We start from the raw sequence: 17873 nt of genomic DNA, 5'->3' as shown, positions 1-17873 counted from the left end.
AGGCTCCTTTGACATGGGCCCGGCATGCTGAGAGCAGTACGGGCCGCGCTTGCCGCCCGGCCGTTGCCGGACAACCAGGTCCTCACCCGGGGCACCCCACCGCGGATGGAGGGTTGCCGGCCAGCGAGCCGGGGCTTGGCGCTGGCACTCATGACCTGCGCCCAGTGTAGGAACACCTTGGCGGCGGCGGACAGGATTGTGACGAACATGGTCTCCGCGGCTGCCGGCAGGGCGGAAAACTGATCCCCAGGAAAACGGAAATTTCGAGTAAGGCAAGCCTAAGCTGAGAGCCCGATCACAAAGTGCCAAGATGTTGGCATGCGCATGGATCACGTCTCTTACGCCTGTGAACACGATGGCCTCGCGGCCACTACCGAACGAATTGCATCTGCCCTCGGCGTTGAGGCAGTGAAAGGCGGGGTGCATCCCCGGTTCGGAACCCGGAATATGATCATCCCGCTCGCGGGCCACAAGTACCTCGAAGTGGTGGAGGTCCTGGACCACCCCGCCTCGGACAAGGCTCCCTTTGGACAGGCCGTACGGGCCCGTTCCGCGGCGGGCGGCGGCTGGATGGGCTGGTGCGTCGAAGTGGACGACCTCGCCCCGTTCGAAGAGCGCCTCGGGCGCTCGGCCGTCAACGGCAACCGCAAGTTCCCGGACGGCCGGGAACTGGTGTGGAAGCAGATCGGCATCCTGGGACTCATCGCCGACCCCCAGGTCCCGTACATGCTCAAGTGGGAAGGCGACCCGTCGCTGCACCCGTCCAACGCCTATGACAGCAGCCTCAAGATGAGCTGCCTTACCATCGCCGGCTCCGCTTCGCGGGTCACCGAATGGCTGGGCGAGCCGGTGGAGAAGCCGCTGGAGGACGTGGCTGTCGAATGGGTGGCCCCGCACGGCACCCCCGGCATCCTGTCCGTCACGTTCGAAACCGCCAATGGAGCCGTCACCCTCTGACCCTCCATCTGTGGTCCGGTTGCACACCGGACCACAGACGCGGACGCCTGTCCGCAACAGCTTCGGCCGCCATGGGGTGGTGACAACGGCGTCACCACCCCATGGCGGCCGAATCCATTTCCAGGCAAACCCTGCCTACCCCAGGCCGACGGCCTTGCCGAACAGGCTGAAGCCGACGAACGCCACGATGTCCAGCAGCGCGTGCGCGATGACCAGCGGCATGACGCGTTTGGTCCGGGTGTAGATCCAGGCGAAGACAATGCCCATCACCACGTTGCCGATGAAGGGCCCGAAGCCCTGGTACAGGTGGTAGCTGCCGCGCAGCACCGAACTGACGGCAATCGACAGCGGCACGCTCCACCCGAACTTGCCGAAGCGGTCCATCAGGTAGCCCACCACAATCACTTCCTCCACGATGCCGTGACGGATGGCGGAGAGGATCAGCACTGGCACGGTCCACCAGTAGGCATCCAGGGCGCTGGGGATTATGGCGGTAGTGATCCCCAGGGCACGGCCGGCAGCGTAGAGGCCCAGCGACGGGATACCGATGAGGGCGGCCAGGCCCACCCCCTGCAGCAGGTCCTTACCCGGACGGGCGAAGGTGAAGCCCAGTTTCGTGAAGGCTGATCCGGACCCCGCTCCAAGGTCCCCGGAGGCCGCCTGCCGGGAGCCCGACAGGAAGTAGAGCACCAGCAGGACGGGGACGAGGGCGAAGATGATGTCCAGGAGCTGATAGGTCAGGTCGAAGTATTCGCGGGTGCTTTGGGAGCGGTTTAGCGTCGAGGTTCCCTCGGCCAGCGGCGCCCGGGTCATCTTATCCAGGAGCTGCACTACCGAGTACACGGCGGACTGCCCCAGGGACAGGCCCAGGACTATCCAGACTTCGAACGCCAGGCGGCGGCGGGAGGGAACCAGCATGTACCCATCTTGCCTGCAGTTCCTGGGCCGGGGCTGATGGCCCCGCCGTGTCAGGGCACGGGGGCGACGATGACCTCGGTGCCCTTGGCCTCGAAGGCGGCCTTGTCCCGCGGCGAGATGCCGGCGTCCGTGATCAGCCGCGTGAAGTCATAGCCGTCCATGGTGGCGAAAGCGCGCACCCCCACCTTGGAGGAATCGGCAATGACATAGGACACCCGTGCCCGGCTGGCCAGGAGTGCATTGACCGAGGCCTCGCCCTCCCCCGTGTTGGTGGGGCCCACCTCGGGGTCGATGCCGTTCACGCCGATGAAGGCGATGTCCAGGACCACCTTCTGCATGATGATGTCCGTGTACGGGCCCACCAGTTCATAGGACCGCGGGTTGAGGATGCCGCCGGTCACCATCACCTTGATATTGGGCCGTACCGCCAGCTGCCCGGCGATGTTGATGGCGTTGGTGACAACGGTCAGCGTTGACTGGTTGGACGGGGCATTCAGGTCTTCGCGGGTGGCCAGGATCTGGGCCAGCGCCGTGCTGGTGGTGCCACCGCACAGGCCGATGACGGCACCGGGCCGGATCAGGGCGGACGCCGCCCGGGCGATCTGCTCCTTCGCCTCGGCATGGTCGTCCCGGTTGTAGCGGCCGGGCAGGTCGTAGGCGAGGGCGCCGGTGGTGGCGCCGCCGCGGGTGCGGGTCAGCAGCCGCCGCTTGGCAAGGCTGTCCAGGTCGCGGCGGGCGGTGGCGGGCGAAACCCCGAGGGTGTTGACAATCTCGTCCACTTCCACCTGGCCGGTCCTGGCAAGCAAGTCGAGGATGGCGGTCAGGCGGTCAGTGCGGGTCATGCGGGGCCTCTCGGTACAACAGCCACCGCTCCGGATGACGTTTCATGATCATAACAGACCCGAAACGATCATCTAACGTCAAATTGCGGAGGGCACGTCCGCTGTTTACCGTTCCCGGACACCGGCCCGCCACACAGCGTACGTCAACGGCATGCCCGGGCGGTAAGCGAGATGGGTAGCGGACGGGGCGTTCAGCAGGTGCAGGTCGGCCCGGTGTCCGACGGCGATGGAACCTACGGCGCGTTGGCCGTCGGCATCTGTGCCGCGATCCTTGTGCAGCGCCAGCGCGCCGCCATAGGTGGCCGCACGGACTGCCTCGTGCACGCTGAGCCGCATCTGCAGCACGGCCGTGGCTACGCAGTAGGCCATGGAACTGGTGTAGGAAGTGCCCGGGTTGCAGTTGGAGGCCAGGGCCACCTGGATGCCCGCATCCACGAGGGCGCGGGCCGGTGCCAGCGGCTGGCGGGTGGACAGGTCGCAGGCCGGCAGGCAGGTGGCCACAGTACCGGGCACCCCCGATCCGGTGGCCGGGTCCCAGCCGGACCAGGTTCCGGCCAGGGCGTAGATGTCGGCGTTCGCGAGGTAGTTGACGTGGTCCACGCTGGCCGCACCCATGTCCACTGCCAGCCGAACGCCCGGACCCTCCCCCAGCTGGTTGCCGTGCACCCGCAGCCCCAGCCCGGCATCCCTGCAGGCCTGCAGGACGCGGCGGGACTGCTCCTCGGTGAAGGCGCCTTTCTCGCAGAAGACGTCCGCCCACTGCACATACGGCCGGACCGCCGCGAGCATCGGCCCACACACCAGGTCTGTATACGCATCAGCATCCTGGCCGGCGGGAACCAGGTGGGCACCAAGGTACGTGGCCTGGTCTGCGGCGGTGGAGGCAATCCGGGCGCTGCGCGCCTCCTGCTCCACGTCAAGGCCGTAGCCGGTCTTGGTCTCCAGGTAGGTAGTGCCCTGCGAGACGGCCTCGGCCACCCTGCCAAGGGCCAGCCGCGTGAGATCGAAATCGGAGGTGGCCCGGGTGGCGTCCACTGTCACCGCGATCCCGCCGGCCGAATACGATTCCCCGGCCATCCGTGCCTCGAACTCCGCCGTCCGGTCCCCCGCGAACAACAGGTGCGTGTGGGAGTCCACCCAGCCGGGCAGCAGCGCGCGCCGCCCCGCGTCCACGGCGTCGTCAGCAGCGGGTGCACTGGCCGCCGGCCCGATCCAGGAGATGCGTTCGCCCTCGATCACCACCGCGGCATCCTTCAGGACCCGGTGCTCCAGGTCCTGGGTCATCAGCTCGGCGATGTTGGTGATCAGGATGCTCATGCCTTTATTCTTCAGCGCCGGATGGACCAGCGTGTGGCTGCGAGCGCCTGCGCTGTCCGGGATTCCGGACTCGGGCCTGCCGGGTTGCCCGGCGTGCTGCCCAGGATCTGGCCAGCAGCCAGTTCGGCAATGGCGGCCGACGTCTGGAAGCCGTAACCGCCTTGCCCCGCCAGCCAGTAGAAGCCGGGCGCCTCGGCGTCGAATCCTGCTACGGGAACACCGTCGGCCGCCTCGGTACGCAGCCCTGTCCAGGCCTTGCGGATGCCGGTGATACCCAGGGTGGTCACCGCGTTCAGCCGGTCCACGAGCCGTTCCACGTCCCCTGGCCGGGGCCGGGCGTCCTCAGGCCCGCTGGGCACGTGTTCCGACGGGGAGATGAGCACGCCGTCGCCTTCGCGCCGGAAGTAGAAGGAATTGTCCGCTGCCGCCACCATGGGGCTGCCTTCCGGGAGGGGGCGTTCGACGGCGGCAATCGCCGCCGTGCGCCGGTACGGCTGGAGGCCGAGCTTCTCCACGCCGCTGATAACGGCGAGTTCGTCGGCCCAGGCTCCCGCCGCGTTCACCAGCACCCCTGCTTCGAACCCCTCGGCACCGGCACCCACCTGCCAGCCCGAGCCGAGGTGCTGGGCGGAATGCACCCTGGCTCCGGTGATGATGTCCGCGCCGGCCCCTGCGGCCCGCCGGCGGTGGTCCTCCAGCAACAGGGGTGCGTTGCTGCCAAAGGACCCGTTATCCAGCCCGGCCGCGGCAAAGGATTCGGGGACCAGCGCCGGGCACAGCTGCAGCGCTTCGGAGTGGGTGATGAGCCGCATGGAGCCGCTGGCCTCCGCGTTCACCTCTTCCTCAGTGCCGATGAGCATGAAGCTGCGCGGGGTCAGGACGGGCTCGGGGAGATCGGCATCGCGGGCGGCCATCAGCTCCAGGGTCCGGGCAGTCAGCTCCTGCACCACCGGCGGGCCGTAGCTGGGGATGAGCTGGCGGGCTGAGCGGGAGGACGTGTGGTACGCCAGTTCCTGCTCGGCCTCCACCAGGGCCACGGTACAGTTTCCGGCCAGCGCCGAAGCGAGGGACAGACCCGCAATGCCGCCGCCGACGATCAGGACATCGTAATGAGCTGCCATGCCATCATCCTTGCAGAGATATCGCCGTCCGGTACCCGGAAGATTCAGAGGCCCTTAGGCGGCCGTTTCCGCGCGGCTGGCGACGAACGCACCGACGCACGCTTCGACGTCGTCCGCTGAGTGTGCGGCCGAGAGCTGGACCCTGATCCGCGCGGCGCCGCGCGGCACCACCGGGAAGCTGAAGGCGGTGACGAAGACGCCGTGCTGCAGCATCCGGTCGGCCACCTTGGCGGCCAGGACGGCGTCGCCGAACATGACCGGGACAATGGCGTGCTCGCCCGGCAGGAGGTCGAAGCCTTCCTCGGTCATCCGGCGGCGGAAGAGCGCTGCGTTCTCGAAGAGCCTGCTCCGGAGGTCCGCCGAGTTCTCCACAAGGTCCAGTGCCTTGATGGTGGCGGCGACGATGGCCGGTGCAAGGGAGTTGGAGAACAGGTAGGGGCGGGCCTTCTGCCGGAGCATGGCCACGATTTCGGAACGGCCGGACACGTAGCCGCCGGATGCGCCGCCCAGCGCCTTTCCGAACGTACCGGTGTAGATGTCCACCCGGTGGGAGACGCCTGCGTGCTCAGGGGTTCCGGCGCCGGTGCCGCCCATGAAACCGACGGCGTGGGAATCGTCCACCATCACCAGCGCGCCGTACTTTTCGGCGAGGTCGCAGATGGCTTCCAGCGGGGCGAGGAAGCCGTCCATGGAGAACACGCCGTCGGTGACGATGATGCGGCGGCGGGCGTCGGCGGCCTCCTGCAGCCGCGCCTCGAGTTCGGCCATGTCCTGGTTGGCGTACCGGTAGCGGCGGGCCTTGCAGAGCCTGATGCCGTCGATGATGGACGCGTGGTTCAGGGCGTCGGAGATGATGGCGTCCTCGGGGCCGAAGAGTGATTCAAACACCCCGCCGTTGGCATCGAAGCAGCTGGAGAACAGGATGGTGTCCTCGGTGCCCAGGAACCGCGAGACGCGGGATTCGAGCTCCAGGTGCAGGTCCTGGGTGCCGCAGATGAAGCGCACGCTGGCCATGCCGAAGCCGCGTTCATCCATGGCGTTCTTGGCTGCGATGATGATGTCCGGGTGGTCCGCCAGGCCGAGGTAGTTGTTGGCGCAGAAGTTCAGGACGTCCGCACCGGGCGCGCCGATCCTGCCTGCGGTGATGTGGCTGGACTGGGGCGAGCTGATGCTGCGCTCGTTCTTGAAGAGCCCTGCCGTGCGGATGTCTTCCAGTTCGTCGCGGAGCTGGTCCTTGATGGAGGTGTACATGGGGTTCCTTAGAGTCGGGTCCAGTCGAGGACAACTTTGCCGCCGCTGCCGCTGCGGGCGATCTCGAAGCCCTTCTCCCAGTCTGTGGCAGGCAGGGTGTCCGTGACCACGGCGGAGATGCCGGCGTGCAGGGCGGGGTTGGAGGACAGCATGGCGCTCATGGCGTACCAGGTTTCGTACATCTCGCGGCCGTAAATGCCCTTGAGCGTGAGCATGTGGGTGACCACCTTGCCCCAGTCGATGGTGATGTCCTGGCTGGGCAGGCCCAGCATGGCGATCCGGCCGCCGTGGTTCATGTTGTCGATCATTTCGGGCAGGGCCGAGGGATGGCCGGACATTTCCATGCCGATGTCGAATCCCTCGCGCATTCCCAGTTCGCGCTGGGCATCCCGGACGCGGGTGGCGGAAACGTCGATGGTGAGGTCCGCGCCCAGCTTGGCGGCCAGTTCCAGGCGGGGCCTGGAGACGTCGGTGATGGCAATCTTGCGGGCTCCGGCGTGGCGGGCGACGGCGATGGCCATCAGTCCGATGGGCCCGGCCCCGGTGATGAGGACATCTTCGCCCACCAGCGGGAAGCTGAGTGCGGTGTGCACGGCGTTGCCGAAGGGGTCGAAGATGGCGCCAAGCCCGGGGGTGACCGAAGGATCGTGGTGGACCCAGACGTTGGTCTCGGGAATGACGACGTACTCAGCGAACGCACCGTCCCGCTGCACGCCGACGCTCACCGTGTGGATGCACATCTGGCGCCGGCCGGCCCGGCAGTTCCGGCAAATGCCGCAGACGATGTGCCCCTCCCCGGAGACCCTGTCCCCCACCCTGACGTCGCGGACGTCGGCGCCCACCTCCACCACTTCACCGTAGAACTCGTGCCCGGCGATGAGCGGGGCTTCGATCATGCCCTGCGCCCAGGCGTCCCAGGACTGGATGTGGAGATCGGTCCCGCAGATCCCTGTGGTCATCACCCGGATCTTCACATCGGCCGGCCCGGCTTCGGGTTCCGGGCGGTCAACCAGTTCGAAGCCGGCCTGCGGACCCGCCTTGTACAGAGCCTTCATCGGCTTCCTCGCTTCTTCGTCACGTGCTCGGCAGGAACCTGCCTTTCCCCATTACAGCCGCGGCAACGCTTTAGCACAATGGGAATCTTCTCAATCGACGATGTAGCAATTACTAATGCGTAGACTGATCTGATGGAGATCCACCAGCTTGAAATCCTGCGCGAACTCGGAGCCCTCGGCAGCGTCAAGGCGGTGGCCGACACCCTCATGGTCACCCCGTCCGCTGTCTCCCAGCAATTGGCACTCCTGCAGCGTTCCGTGGAGGTTCCGCTCACGCACAAGGAGGGGCGGAACCTCGTGCTGACGGACGCGGGCCAGGTGCTCGCGGACGCCGGGGCCGCCGTCGTCAGTGCCATGGCGGACGCCCGGGCAGCGATCGGCAGCTACCACGGCTCGAGCGGCGGACGTGTCACCGTCAGCGGCTTCCACAGCGCCGGCCAGGCCGTGTTCGCCACCCTGGCCCGGACCCTGGAGGGCCCGGGGCAGCCCCAGCTCGAACTGTCCGACGAGGACGTTGCGCAGCAGGACTTTCCCGCGCTGACCGCCCGGTATGACCTGGTGCTGGCCCACCGGATGGACCACAGCCCGGGCTGGCCCACGGAACGGGTGACGGTGGTGCCGCTGCTGCACGAACCCCTGGACGTGGCCCTGCCCGCGGCGCATCCGCTCGCTGACAAGGCGGCGGTCACAGCGGATGATGTCGGAGGCGAGGCCTGGGTGACCAGCCACGCCGGGTACTCCCCCGCCGATGTCCTTTCCGCCGTCGCGGCCGTGTCCAGCCGGGAACCGACCATCGTGCACCGCATCAACGACTACTCCACCGTCGCCGCACTTGTGGCCGCCGGCGGCGTGATCGGGCTGCTCCCCCGGTACACCGCCGGCCCGGTCCTGCACCCGGACATCGTGCTGCGGCCGCTGAAGGGAATCAGCACCCGGCGGCGGATCGATCTGCTGGCGCGCCCGGAAAACCTGAAGCGGCGATCGGTGATGACGGTCTGCGAGGCGCTGCAGGACATCATGGCCGGGCTGGTAAAGCAGGGCTGACAGGTCAGGGGCGCGGATCAGGCGCCGGAGCCCGATGGGTTTCCCTGGCCGCGGCCCGGACCCTTGCCGTGTCCGTTCCCGCCGTGTCCATGGCCGCGGCCCAGGCCCGGGCGGTCTCCGCCGCCCTCGGCGATCCGCTGTGCGGTTGCGGTGTCGCCGTCCCTGACGCCCGCAACCCGGACCACGTCACCGGTGACGATGTCCGCAATGGTGCCGTTCCTGGCGACCTTCGTGTCCGCGGTGACCGTGTAGGCCTGGGTGAAGCCGTCCTCACTCTTAACGGTGATCGACGTGCTGCTGACGGCCCCCACCGTTCCGCGCTGCTCAACGACGGTCTGGAAGGTTCCGTCCGCTTTCTTCACGACGCTCTCGCCGTGCTGGAACTGTGATCGCCCCGCTTTGTCGGGCCCTGCCTGTTTGCCGTCGTCACCGGGCGCGGAAGGAGAAGCGGGCATGGAAGGCGCCGCGGACCGGGTGGGCGCGGGCGAGGGTGAATCCGCTGACCACGCGAGCGCTGCGCCGGCGCCGGTCAGCGCCACCGCCACGGCACCCGCCAGGAGTGCTTTCCGTGTCCTCAAGGTCTTCGGTCCCATATCTGCCACTTCCTTCACCCGGCCTGCCGCCCGGCAGGCTCCGACGGCTCCAGTGTAGGACCGTGCGGCGACAGTGGGTACGGGTATTTTCCAGCGGCCCCCGAGTGGGTTCTTAAAGCCCAACTGGGTCGCAGTAGATGTCGTTTTGAGGGCTCAAAACGACATTAACTGCGACCCAGTTGGGGTGTGAACCTACTACGCGGTGACGCCCAGTTTCTCCAGGATGAGCTCCCGGACGCGGCCCGCGTCGGCCTGGCCACGGGTGGCCTTCATGACGCCGCCAACGATCGCGCCGATGGCCTGCACCTTGCCGCCGCGGATCTTGTCCGCGACGTCGGGCTGCGCGGCGAGGGCTGCGTCGATGGCTTCCAGCAGGGGTCCGTCGTCGGACACGACGGCGAGGCCGCGCTTCTCCACGATCTGCGCCGGGGTGCCTTCCCCGGCGAGGACGCCGTCCAGCACCTGGGCTGCCATCTTGTTGTTGATCTTGCCGGCTTCCACCATCTGTGCGAGTTCCACGATGGTGGCGGGCTGGACGCCCAGCTGGCCGGGGTCAACGTCGGCTGCCTTGGCGCGGCCCACGATCTCGCCCATCCACCACTTCCGGGCCACAGAGGCGCTGGCACCGGCGGCGATGGTTTCCTCGATCTCGTCCAGGACCCCGGCGTTCACCACGTCACGGAATTCAAGGTCAGAGTAGCCCCAGTCGGCCTGCAGGCGCTTGCGGCGCTCGGCCGGCGGCTCGGGGAGGGTGGCACGAAGCTCTTCCACCCATTCACGGGACGCCACCACTGGGACCAGGTCCGGTTCCGGGAAGTAGCGGTAGTCGTCGGCGTCTGACTTGGGCCGGCCTGACGTGGTGGTGCGGGTGTCTTCGTGCCAGTGCCGGGTCTCCTGGACCACCGGGTTGCCGGCGTCCAGGACGGCGGCGTGGCGCTGGATCTCGTAGCGGACAGCGTGTTCGACGGCGCGCAGCGAGTTCACGTTTTTAGTCTCGGACCGGATGCCGAACCGTTCGCGGCCGTGCGGGCGGAGCGAGACGTTGGCGTCGCAGCGGACGTTGCCGCGTTCCATCCGGGCATCGGAGACACCGAGGTTCTTGACGATCTCGCGGACCGCTGCCACGTAGGCCTTGGCCAGTTCCGGTGCGCGGGCCCCGGCCCCTTCGATGGGCTTGGTGACGATTTCCACCAACGGCACGCCGGAGCGGTTGTAGTCCACCAGGGAGAAGTCGGCGCCCTGGATCCGGCCGGCGGCGCCGCCCATGTGGGTCAGCTTTCCGGCGTCCTCTTCCATGTGGGCGCGCTCGATCTCCACACGGAATACAGTGCCGTCGGCCAGTTCGATGTCCAGGTAGCCGTCGTACGCAATGGGGTCCTCGTACTGGGACGTTTGGAAGTTCTTGGGGGTGTCCGGGTAGAAGTACTGCTTCCGGGCAAACGTGCAGGACTCGGCGATCTTGCAGTTCAGCGCCAGGCCGATCTTGATGGAGGACTCGATGGCCGTCCGGTTGACCACCGGCAGTACGCCCGGAAGACCGAGGTCCACCTCGTTGACATTGGTGTTCGGCTCGTCGCCGAACACATTGGGCGCAGAGGAGAACATTTTGGTTTTGGTGTTGAGTTCCACGTGGACCTCAAACCCCAGGACGGGATCGTACTTCTCCATGGCTTCTTCGAAGCTCAGGATGGTGTCGGTGCTCATTATTTAGCCTCCTGGGTTTCGAGGGTGCCGGACGTGGCGAGTTCGGGGGCCTGCGCGAGCAGCGGTCCGCCCCACTTGGCTTCCAGCAGTGATTCCAGCACGGCACCTACGCGGTAGAGCCTTGCGTCCTCGCGGGCGGGGGCCAGCAGCTGGATACCGACGGGAAGCCCGTCCTCGTCCGCGAGGCCGCCCGGGAGGGACAGTCCGGGGACACCGGCCAGGTTGGCGGGGATGGTGGCGACGTCGTTGAGGTACATGGCCAGCGGATCGTCCAGCTTTTCGCCGAGCTTGAACGCCGTGGTGGGCGCCGTGGGGGAAATCAGGACATCCGCCTGCTCAAACGCGGCGTCGAAGTCGCGCTGAACCAGCGTGCGGACCTTCTGCGCCGAGCCGTAGTAGGCGTCGTAGTAGCCGGCACTCAGGGCATAGGTGCCCAGGATGATGCGGCGTTTGACCTCATCGCCGAAGCCTGCGGCGCGGGTAGCGGCCATCACCCGTTCAATGGTGAGCGGCGGATCGGCGGGCAGGACCCGCAAACCGAACCGGACGCCGTCGAACTTGGCCAGGTTGGAGGAGGCCTCGGAGGGCATGATCAGGTAGTAGGCACCGAGCGCGTACTGGAAGTTGGGGCAGGAGACCTCGACGATTTCCGCGCCGGCCTCCTTGAGCAGCTCCAGGGATTCGTTGAAGCGGCTTTCGACGCCGGCCTGGTAGCCCTCGCCGTGCAGCTCCTTGATGATGCCGATCCGCAGGCCTTCGACGTTGCCGGTCTTTGCGGCGGCGACGAGGTCGGCCAGCGGCTCGGGCAGCGAGGTGGAGTCGCGGGGATCGTGGCCGCCGATGACCTGGTGCAGGAGTGCGGAGTCCAGGACGGTCCGTGTGACCGGCCCGATCTGGTCCAGCGAGGAGGCCATGGCGATGGCGCCGTAGCGGGAGACGCTGCCGTAGGTGGGCTTCACGCCCACGGTGCCGGTCACGGCGCCGGGCTGGCGGATGGACCCGCCGGTGTCGGTGCCCAGGGCCAGCGGGGCTTCGAAAGCGGCGACGGCGGCAGCGGAACCGCCGCCGGAGCCGCCGGGGATCCGGTCCAGATCCCAGGGGTTGCGGGTGGGTCCGTACGCGGAGTGCTCCGTGGAGGACCCCATGGCGAACTCGTCCAGGTTGGTCTTGCCCAGGATGGGCATCTTCGCGGCCCGCAGCCGCTCCACGACGGTGGCGTCGTAGGGGCTGTGCCAGCCCTCGAGGATCTTCGAGCCGGCCGTGGTGGGCTGGCCGACCGTGACGATCAGGTCCTTGACGGCGATGGGGACGCCGGCCAGGTAGTGCAGGGCCTCAGCTTCAGCGCCGCCGGCGGCGCGGATGGCGTCAACCTCTGCGGCGACGGCGAGCGCTTCCTCCGCGTTGACGTGCAGGAAGGCGTTGACGCCGCGTTCCCCGCCGTCCACTGCGGCGATCCGGTCCAGGTACGCCTGGGTGGCTTCGACGGCGGTGACCTCACCGGCGCGGAGCTTCTCGGCAAGATCGGCTGCGGACAGGCGGATCAGGCCCTCGGCGGTGGTGTTCTGTTCAGTCATGGTCTTTATGCCTCATCCAGGATTGCCGGGACCTTGAAACGGTTGTCGTCCGAGTCCGGGGCTCCGGAGAGCGCCTGCTCGGCGCTGAACGTGTGCCCCACGACGTCCTCGCGGAAGACGTTCGTCAGCGGAATGGGGTGCGAGGTGGCCGGGACGTCGTCTCCGGCGGCTTCACTGACGGACTTGACCGAATCAACGATGACGGCGAGTTCTCCGGCCATCCTGTCCAGCTCTTGGGCACTCATCTCGATGTGAGCGAGCCGCGCGAGGTGCGCAACATCGTCACGGTTGATCGCAGCCATGGATCTCCCCTGCAAAGTTCGGATTGGTTTCCGATCCATTCTAGTGGGGAAACGCAGATGCCCGTCTGACGGCCCCCAGCGGGCGTCAGACGGGCACCTTTCGCTGCCGTTGGCCGGCCCCGGAGGGCCAGCCGCAGGCAGCAACAGACTAACCGATCCCGATGGCTCCGGTCAGCATGCCGATTCCCAGCATGACCAGGGACACCACGGCGGCGCGCCACAGGACCTTCTTGTGGTGGTCGCCGAGGTCCACCTTGGCGAGGGACACCAGCAGCAGGATGGCCGGCACCAGGGGGCTCTGCATGTGGAACGGCTGGCCGGTGATGGAGGCCCGTGCCATTTCGGCGGCGCCTATGCCGTAGTGCGCGGCGGTCTCGCTCAGGACCGGCAGGACGCCGAAGTAGAAGGCGTCGTTGCTCATGAAGAACGTCATCGGGATGCTGAGCAGGCCGGTGATGACTGCCATGAGCGGGCCCATGCTGGACGGGATGATCTGCACCAGCCAGGCGGACATGGCTTCCACCATGCCGGTGCCGGTGAGCACTCCGGTGAGGACGGACGCTGCCATGACCATGCTGACCACGGCCACGATCGAGGAGGAGTGTGCCACGAGCTGGGCGCCCTGGTCCTTGACCTTGGGGAAGTTGACCAGCAGGGCAATGGCGGAGCCCACCATGAAGACGTAGGGCAGCGGCACGAGGTCGGCGATGAGCATGGCCATGACGGCCACGGTCAGGCCCAGGTTGAACCAGAACAGCTTGGGGCGCAGCGTGCTGCGGTTGGGATCCAGTGCGGTGTCTGCCATGGCGGCGTCGTGGTCGTCTACGAGGGTCTCGGTGCGTTCGAGCACTGCCACGGAACCGCCTGCGGGGGCTGCCCCGCCGGGGGTGTTGCCCTTGTGTCCACGGCCTGCGCCGGAACCGGCGGCCGACCCGGCGGGAGCGCCGCCGTCGAACTCTGCTGCGGTATCGGGTACGCCCCAGATTTCAGGCTGGGTGCTGCGGAGGCGGTTGCGTTCCTGCAGGCCGAGGATCCAGGCGAAGACGAGGACCACAACGATGCCGCCGATCAGCGACGGAATCATGGGCACGAAGACATCGTTGACGTCGATCTTCAGGGCGGTGGCGGCGCGGGCCGTGGGACCACCCCAGGGGACGATGTTCATGGTGCCGTTGGCGAGGCCGGCGACGCAGGTGAGGACCACGGGGCTCATCTTCAGGCGCAGGTAGATCGGCAGCATGGCCGCGGTGGTGAGGATGAAGGTGGTGGAGCCGTCACCGTCCAGGGAGACTGCGGCGGCCAGCAGGGCGGTGCCCAGGACCACCTTGGCGGGGTCGTTGCCCAGCTTGCGGAGGATGAACTTCACCAGCGGGTCGAACAGCCCGACGTCGATCATCAGGCCGAAGTAGATGATGGCGAACATCAGCAGGGCTGCGGTGGACGTCATGGACTTCATCGAGTCCAGGACCATGTCCCCGATGCCGAGGCCGGCACCTGCGAAAAGGCCAAAAACGGTGGGGACGATGATCAGCGCCAGCACTGGCGTCAACTTCTTCGTCATGATCAGCACCATGAACACCGCGATCATGGCGAATCCAAGTATTACCAGCACAGCCGGCTCCTTCTTGTGAACGGCACCACAGCGTTGTGATGCGTGCTACAGACTTTAGGGTGGCGGGCGTCACGGCCGTGCCTTTGGCTCAATTGATTGGCATACTGCTTATTGGGAGCATTTTGCTCATTGTGCTCACGCGGTATCCGCCCTGACGATGCCGCGCAGAGGACGCCGTACCAGGAGGCCGTCCGGCCCGTGCCAGTCAAGGAGGATCATGCAGCGCTCCGTGCCGCGCCCACCGCTGCGGTTCTCCACCCAGACCCTCCTGTTGCAGCTGGGCGTAGTGCTTTTGGTGGTTCTGCTCAGCGCCGCGGTCCATACCTGGCTCACCTATGACCGAGTGGGCAGCGAAGCGGAAAACCAGGCCCTTACGCTGGCACGCACGGTGGCTTCGGACCCCGAGGTGCGCGCCGATGTGCTGGCCATCAGCGGTGAAGAAGGGACTCCCCCGGCGTCTGAGCTGGCGTCCGGTCCCCTGCAGGTTTCCGCGGAAGCGGCGCGCACCCGAACCGGAGCACTGTTCGTGGTGATCACCGACGAAGAGGGCATCCGCCTGGCCCACCCGGACCCCCAGCGGCTCGGCGAAAAGGTCAGTACCGATCCGTCCGAGGCGCTGTCGGGACAGGAAGTCACCACCCGGAACACTGGAACGCTGGGGGCATCGGCGGGAGCGAAGGTCCCCGTCTATGCCGCCGACAACTCCACTGTGGTGGGCGAGGTCAGCGTCGGCTACTCGATGGAAACGGTGGGCCAGAGCGTGGCCCGGGACATCGGCCCCGTGGCGCTGACCGCCGCCGGCGCCCTGCTGGCAGGCATCCTGGGCTCGTTCCTGCTGCGCCGCCGGCTGCAGCGGCTCACCCTGGGGCTGGAACCGGAGGAGATCAGCACGCTGGTCCACGACCAGGTGGCCGTGCTCCAGGGCGTGGACGACGGCGTCATTGGTGTCTCCGCCGACGGCCGGGTGAGCGTCTTCAACGCCGCGGCGCAGCGCATGCTCGGGCTGCCGGACCTGGCCGGCACACGCTGGGAGGACGCCCCGGTGCCGGACCAGCTGACCTCCCTGACCAGCCCGGACCGGCCGGCCGCCGATGCCGTAGAGCTGGTGGCCGGCGGGCGGGTGCTGGTGGCCAATGCCCGCAAGGCCCTGCACGGGCGCGAGGACCTGGGCTGGGTGGTGATGCTCAGGGACCGCACCGAACTGCAGGAACTCACCCGGCAGCTGGACGCCGTGGGCACCATGTCCACCGCTCTCCGCGCCCAGCGCCACGAATTCGCCAACCAGCTCCACACGCTGGCGGGTTTCATGAGCATCGGGCAGCACCGGCAGGCACGCGACTACCTCGCCACCCTGGCCGCCACCGGGCCGCTGAAATTCCCCGTGGAGCAGGCCGAGCTGCTCCAGGACCCCTACCTGCAGGCCTTCGTGGGCGCCAAGGGCGTGGAGGCCGATGAACGGGGCGTGTCCCTGCGGATCGGTCCCGAGACCCTGGTCCGGGGCCAGGTGACCGAGGCGCAGGACGTCACCACCGTGCTGGGCAACCTGATCGACAACGCGGTGAACGCGGCCGTGGCCGGTGCCGCAGCCGAGAAATGGGTTGAGCTTGAGGTACTGGACGAGCCGGGCGACGACGGCGGGACGCTGCACGTCGTGGTCGCGGACTCGGGTGACGGGCTGGCCGAGGGAACGGACACGGAAGCGGTGTTCGCCGAAGGGTTCACCACCGCCACGGGCGCGCTGAACAGAAACAACCGCAACGGCGGCGGGCAGGGCTTCGGGCTGGCCCTCGCCCGGCAACTGGCGCGCCGCCGGGGCGGGGACGTCACGGTACTGGACCGCGGCAGCAGCGGCGGGCCGGGCGCGGTGTTCATGGCCACCCTGCCGCACACCACCGCGGGCGCTGCCGCACAGACTTCCGATGAAGGAAAGGACCAGAATGGCTGACGACTTCCGGGTGCTGATCGTGGACGACGACTTCCACGTCGCCAAACTGCACGCCGCCTACGTGGACTCGGTGGCCGGGTTCCTGGCGCTGGCCCCTGTGGGAACGGCGTCACTGGCATTGCAGGCCATCCACAGCCTCCGGCCGGACCTGGTGCTGCTGGATGTCTACCTGCCGGACGCCTCGGGGCTGGACCTGCTGCAGCAGCTGGACGTGGACACCGTGATGCTCAGCGCAGCGTCGGACACCGCATCCGTCCGGGTGGCCTTCCGCCGCGGCGCCCTGGGTTACCTGCTGAAGCCGTTCACGGCAGATGCGTTGTCACAGCAGCTCCGGTCCTACGCCAGGTACCGGCGGCTGCTGGCCCAGCCGGGGGCCCTGGACCAGGAGTCCCTGGAACGGGCCAAGAGGTCGCTCATCCCGGGCGACGTCACGCCGTCGGCCAAACCGCGCTCCGCCACCGAGGCCGCCGTGCTGGATTCGCTGGAACCGGGCCAGCAGTACTCCGCCGCGGAGGTCGCGGCGCGGGTGGGCGTTTCGCGGGCCACGGCGCAACGGTACCTGTCATCGCTGGCGGACGATGGCGCCGTCGACATCCAGCTCCGGTACGGGACCACCGGCAGGCCGGAGCACCGCTATGGCCTGCCGGTGGCCTGACGCCGGTCCGGCAGCCAGGGCGGCTCAGGCGCTTTTCTGGGCCACCAGTTCGATTTCGACCAGCATTTTCGGGTCGAGGAACGGCAGGACGTGCACCAGGGACAGGGTGGGACGGACCTCGCCGAAGACCTCGCCATGGGCACGGCCGGCGTCTTCCCACTGGCTGATGTCCGTCAGGTACAGCTTGGACTGGACTACGTCCCCGTAGCCGAACCCGGCATCGGCGAGGACATCGCCCAGTTTCTGCAGGATGAACTGCGTCTGGGTGTAGAAGTCTTCGCCCACGATCCCGTTTTCGCCGCTTGCCGCGGTGGCCGAGATGTACAGGGTGTTGTCCACCTGGACGGCGCGGGAGTAGCCGAGGGACTGTTCCCAGACGGAACCGGTGCCGTAGGTTTTGCGCATAGCGGGGCCTTTCAACAATGGAATGCGGGTCGGCACCACTGTAGGGCGGCTACAGGTCCAGCCGGTAAACCAGCAGCTTTATGTCGGTTCCGGGCACAAGCCAGTCGCGTTCGGGGACCCGGCGGAAGCCCGTGGTGCGGTAGAGGCCGTGGGCGCTTTCCCAGGCCTGGCCCGTGGTGAGGGCTACGGCGTTGATGCCGGGAAGTGACCGGGCGTGCTCGATGATGGCCTCCACCATGGCCCGGCCGGCGCCGCTGCGCTGCACGGCGGGATCCACCACCAGCATCCGGAATTCGAGCTCATCCCGCAGGGCGATGTCCGCGTACGGCTCGCCCGCCAGCGCCAGGGTTACCGATCCCACCACCGCTCCCCCGCGTTCGGCGACCCAGATCGTCGCCTGGCCGGCGCGGTCCGCCACGTCCTGGACCTTGACCATGTAGGGGTGCGCGGCGTCCTCGAAGTAGCCGGCGGCCAGGTAGGAGTCGCGGGTGATGCGGGCAACGGCGTCGTAATCCGATTCGACGGCGCTGCGGATGGTTATCTGCGGATGCACCCGTCAATGGTAGTGCTGCCGGGCG

The 17873-nt window shown here is 67.7% G+C and carries 17 protein-coding genes and 1 riboswitch; of the genes, 4 read left to right on the top strand and 13 right to left on the bottom strand.

Features of this window, described 5'->3' with window-relative positions; genetic code table 11:
• Positions 1–40 precede the first annotated feature (40 nt).
• Positions 41–156, bottom strand: a riboswitch (SAM riboswitch).
• A 162-nt stretch (positions 157–318) separates the two neighbouring features.
• Positions 319–957, top strand: coding sequence for a VOC family protein (locus ACP3TD_RS07545; protein WP_015936572.1), 639 nt, complete (start codon positions 319–321; stop codon positions 955–957).
• A 135-nt stretch (positions 958–1092) separates the two neighbouring features.
• On the opposite strand, the gene ACP3TD_RS07540 is transcribed toward ACP3TD_RS07545, so the two are convergent.
• From ACP3TD_RS07540 to tdh, 6 genes are all read right to left on the bottom strand, one after another.
• Positions 1093–1875, bottom strand: a complete 783-nt coding sequence (locus tag ACP3TD_RS07540; protein WP_426766525.1) for a CPBP family intramembrane glutamic endopeptidase — start codon at positions 1873–1875, stop codon at positions 1093–1095.
• Between the two features lie 50 nt (positions 1876–1925).
• Positions 1926–2717: a DeoR/GlpR family DNA-binding transcription regulator gene (locus ACP3TD_RS07535; protein WP_091719162.1), complete on the bottom strand. Its 792-nt coding sequence runs from the start codon at positions 2715–2717 to the stop codon at positions 1926–1928.
• Positions 2718–2822: 105 nt separating this feature from the next.
• Positions 2823–4034 carry an amidohydrolase family protein gene (locus ACP3TD_RS07530; RefSeq protein ID WP_426766524.1) on the bottom strand — a complete coding sequence of 404 codons (1212 nt, stop codon included), beginning with the start codon at positions 4032–4034 and terminating at the stop codon, positions 2823–2825.
• An 11-nt stretch (positions 4035–4045) separates the two neighbouring features.
• Positions 4046–5155, bottom strand: coding sequence for an NAD(P)/FAD-dependent oxidoreductase (locus ACP3TD_RS07525; RefSeq protein WP_426766523.1), 1110 nt, complete (start codon positions 5153–5155; stop codon positions 4046–4048).
• A gap of 54 nt (positions 5156–5209) precedes the next feature.
• A complete protein-coding gene (locus ACP3TD_RS07520; protein ID WP_426766521.1) occupies positions 5210–6406 on the bottom strand; it encodes a glycine C-acetyltransferase in 1197 nt (398 codons plus the stop codon).
• An 8-nt stretch (positions 6407–6414) separates the two neighbouring features.
• Positions 6415–7461, bottom strand: a complete 1047-nt coding sequence (gene tdh, locus ACP3TD_RS07515) for an L-threonine 3-dehydrogenase (protein ID WP_426766519.1) — start codon at positions 7459–7461, stop codon at positions 6415–6417.
• Positions 7462–7593: 132 nt separating this feature from the next.
• On the opposite strand from tdh, the gene ACP3TD_RS07510 reads away from it, so the two are divergent.
• A complete protein-coding gene (locus tag ACP3TD_RS07510; RefSeq protein WP_426766518.1) occupies positions 7594–8505 on the top strand; it encodes a LysR family transcriptional regulator in 912 nt (303 codons plus the stop codon).
• A 17-nt stretch (positions 8506–8522) separates the two neighbouring features.
• Here ACP3TD_RS07510 and ACP3TD_RS07505 read toward each other — a convergent pair whose 3' ends face one another.
• The 5 genes from ACP3TD_RS07505 to ACP3TD_RS07485 all read right to left on the bottom strand — a co-directional run bounded on the left by ACP3TD_RS07505 (position 8523) and on the right by ACP3TD_RS07485 (position 14290).
• Positions 8523–9098 carry a hypothetical protein gene (locus tag ACP3TD_RS07505; protein ID WP_426766516.1) on the bottom strand — a complete coding sequence of 192 codons (576 nt, stop codon included), beginning with the start codon at positions 9096–9098 and terminating at the stop codon, positions 8523–8525.
• A 195-nt stretch (positions 9099–9293) separates the two neighbouring features.
• Complete coding sequence (gatB, locus tag ACP3TD_RS07500) at positions 9294–10802, bottom strand: Asp-tRNA(Asn)/Glu-tRNA(Gln) amidotransferase subunit GatB (RefSeq protein ID WP_426766515.1); 1509 nt, start codon at positions 10800–10802, stop codon at positions 9294–9296.
• Positions 10802–12376: an Asp-tRNA(Asn)/Glu-tRNA(Gln) amidotransferase subunit GatA gene (gene gatA, locus ACP3TD_RS07495; protein ID WP_426766514.1), complete on the bottom strand. Its 1575-nt coding sequence runs from the start codon at positions 12374–12376 to the stop codon at positions 10802–10804. Before gatA ends, gatB begins: the two co-directional genes overlap by 1 nt.
• Positions 12377–12381: 5 nt before the next feature.
• Positions 12382–12678 (bottom strand): Asp-tRNA(Asn)/Glu-tRNA(Gln) amidotransferase subunit GatC, encoded by a 297-nt coding sequence (gatC, locus tag ACP3TD_RS07490; RefSeq protein ID WP_015936562.1) that lies wholly within the window; start codon positions 12676–12678, stop codon positions 12382–12384.
• 148 nt (positions 12679–12826) lie between these two features.
• Positions 12827–14290, bottom strand: coding sequence for a CitMHS family transporter (locus ACP3TD_RS07485; RefSeq protein ID WP_426766512.1), 1464 nt, complete (start codon positions 14288–14290; stop codon positions 12827–12829).
• 217 nt (positions 14291–14507) lie between these two features.
• On the opposite strand from ACP3TD_RS07485, the gene ACP3TD_RS07480 reads away from it, so the two are divergent.
• Together ACP3TD_RS07480 and ACP3TD_RS07475 are read left to right on the top strand one after the other, a co-directional pair.
• On the top strand, positions 14508–16235 hold the full coding sequence (locus ACP3TD_RS07480; RefSeq protein WP_426766510.1) for an ATP-binding protein: 1728 nt from the start codon (positions 14508–14510) through the stop codon (positions 16233–16235).
• Complete coding sequence (locus tag ACP3TD_RS07475; protein WP_015936559.1) at positions 16228–16890, top strand: response regulator; 663 nt, start codon at positions 16228–16230, stop codon at positions 16888–16890. The genes ACP3TD_RS07480 and ACP3TD_RS07475 overlap by 8 nt, the downstream gene beginning before the upstream one ends.
• Positions 16891–16914: 24 nt before the next feature.
• On the opposite strand, the gene ACP3TD_RS07470 is transcribed toward ACP3TD_RS07475, so the two are convergent.
• Complete coding sequence (locus tag ACP3TD_RS07470) at positions 16915–17295, bottom strand: RidA family protein (protein WP_426766508.1); 381 nt, start codon at positions 17293–17295, stop codon at positions 16915–16917.
• A gap of 49 nt (positions 17296–17344) precedes the next feature.
• A complete protein-coding gene (locus tag ACP3TD_RS07465) occupies positions 17345–17848 on the bottom strand; it encodes a GNAT family N-acetyltransferase (protein WP_426766506.1) in 504 nt (167 codons plus the stop codon).
• Positions 17849–17873 lie beyond the last annotated feature (25 nt).

This window comes from Pseudarthrobacter sp. 1G09 (assembly GCF_050038305.1).
Classification (GTDB): Bacteria; Actinomycetota; Actinomycetes; order Actinomycetales; family Micrococcaceae; genus Arthrobacter; species Arthrobacter equi.
The sequence above is the reverse complement of the archived record's forward strand: the minus strand, read 5'-3'. Positions and strand labels throughout refer to the sequence as shown.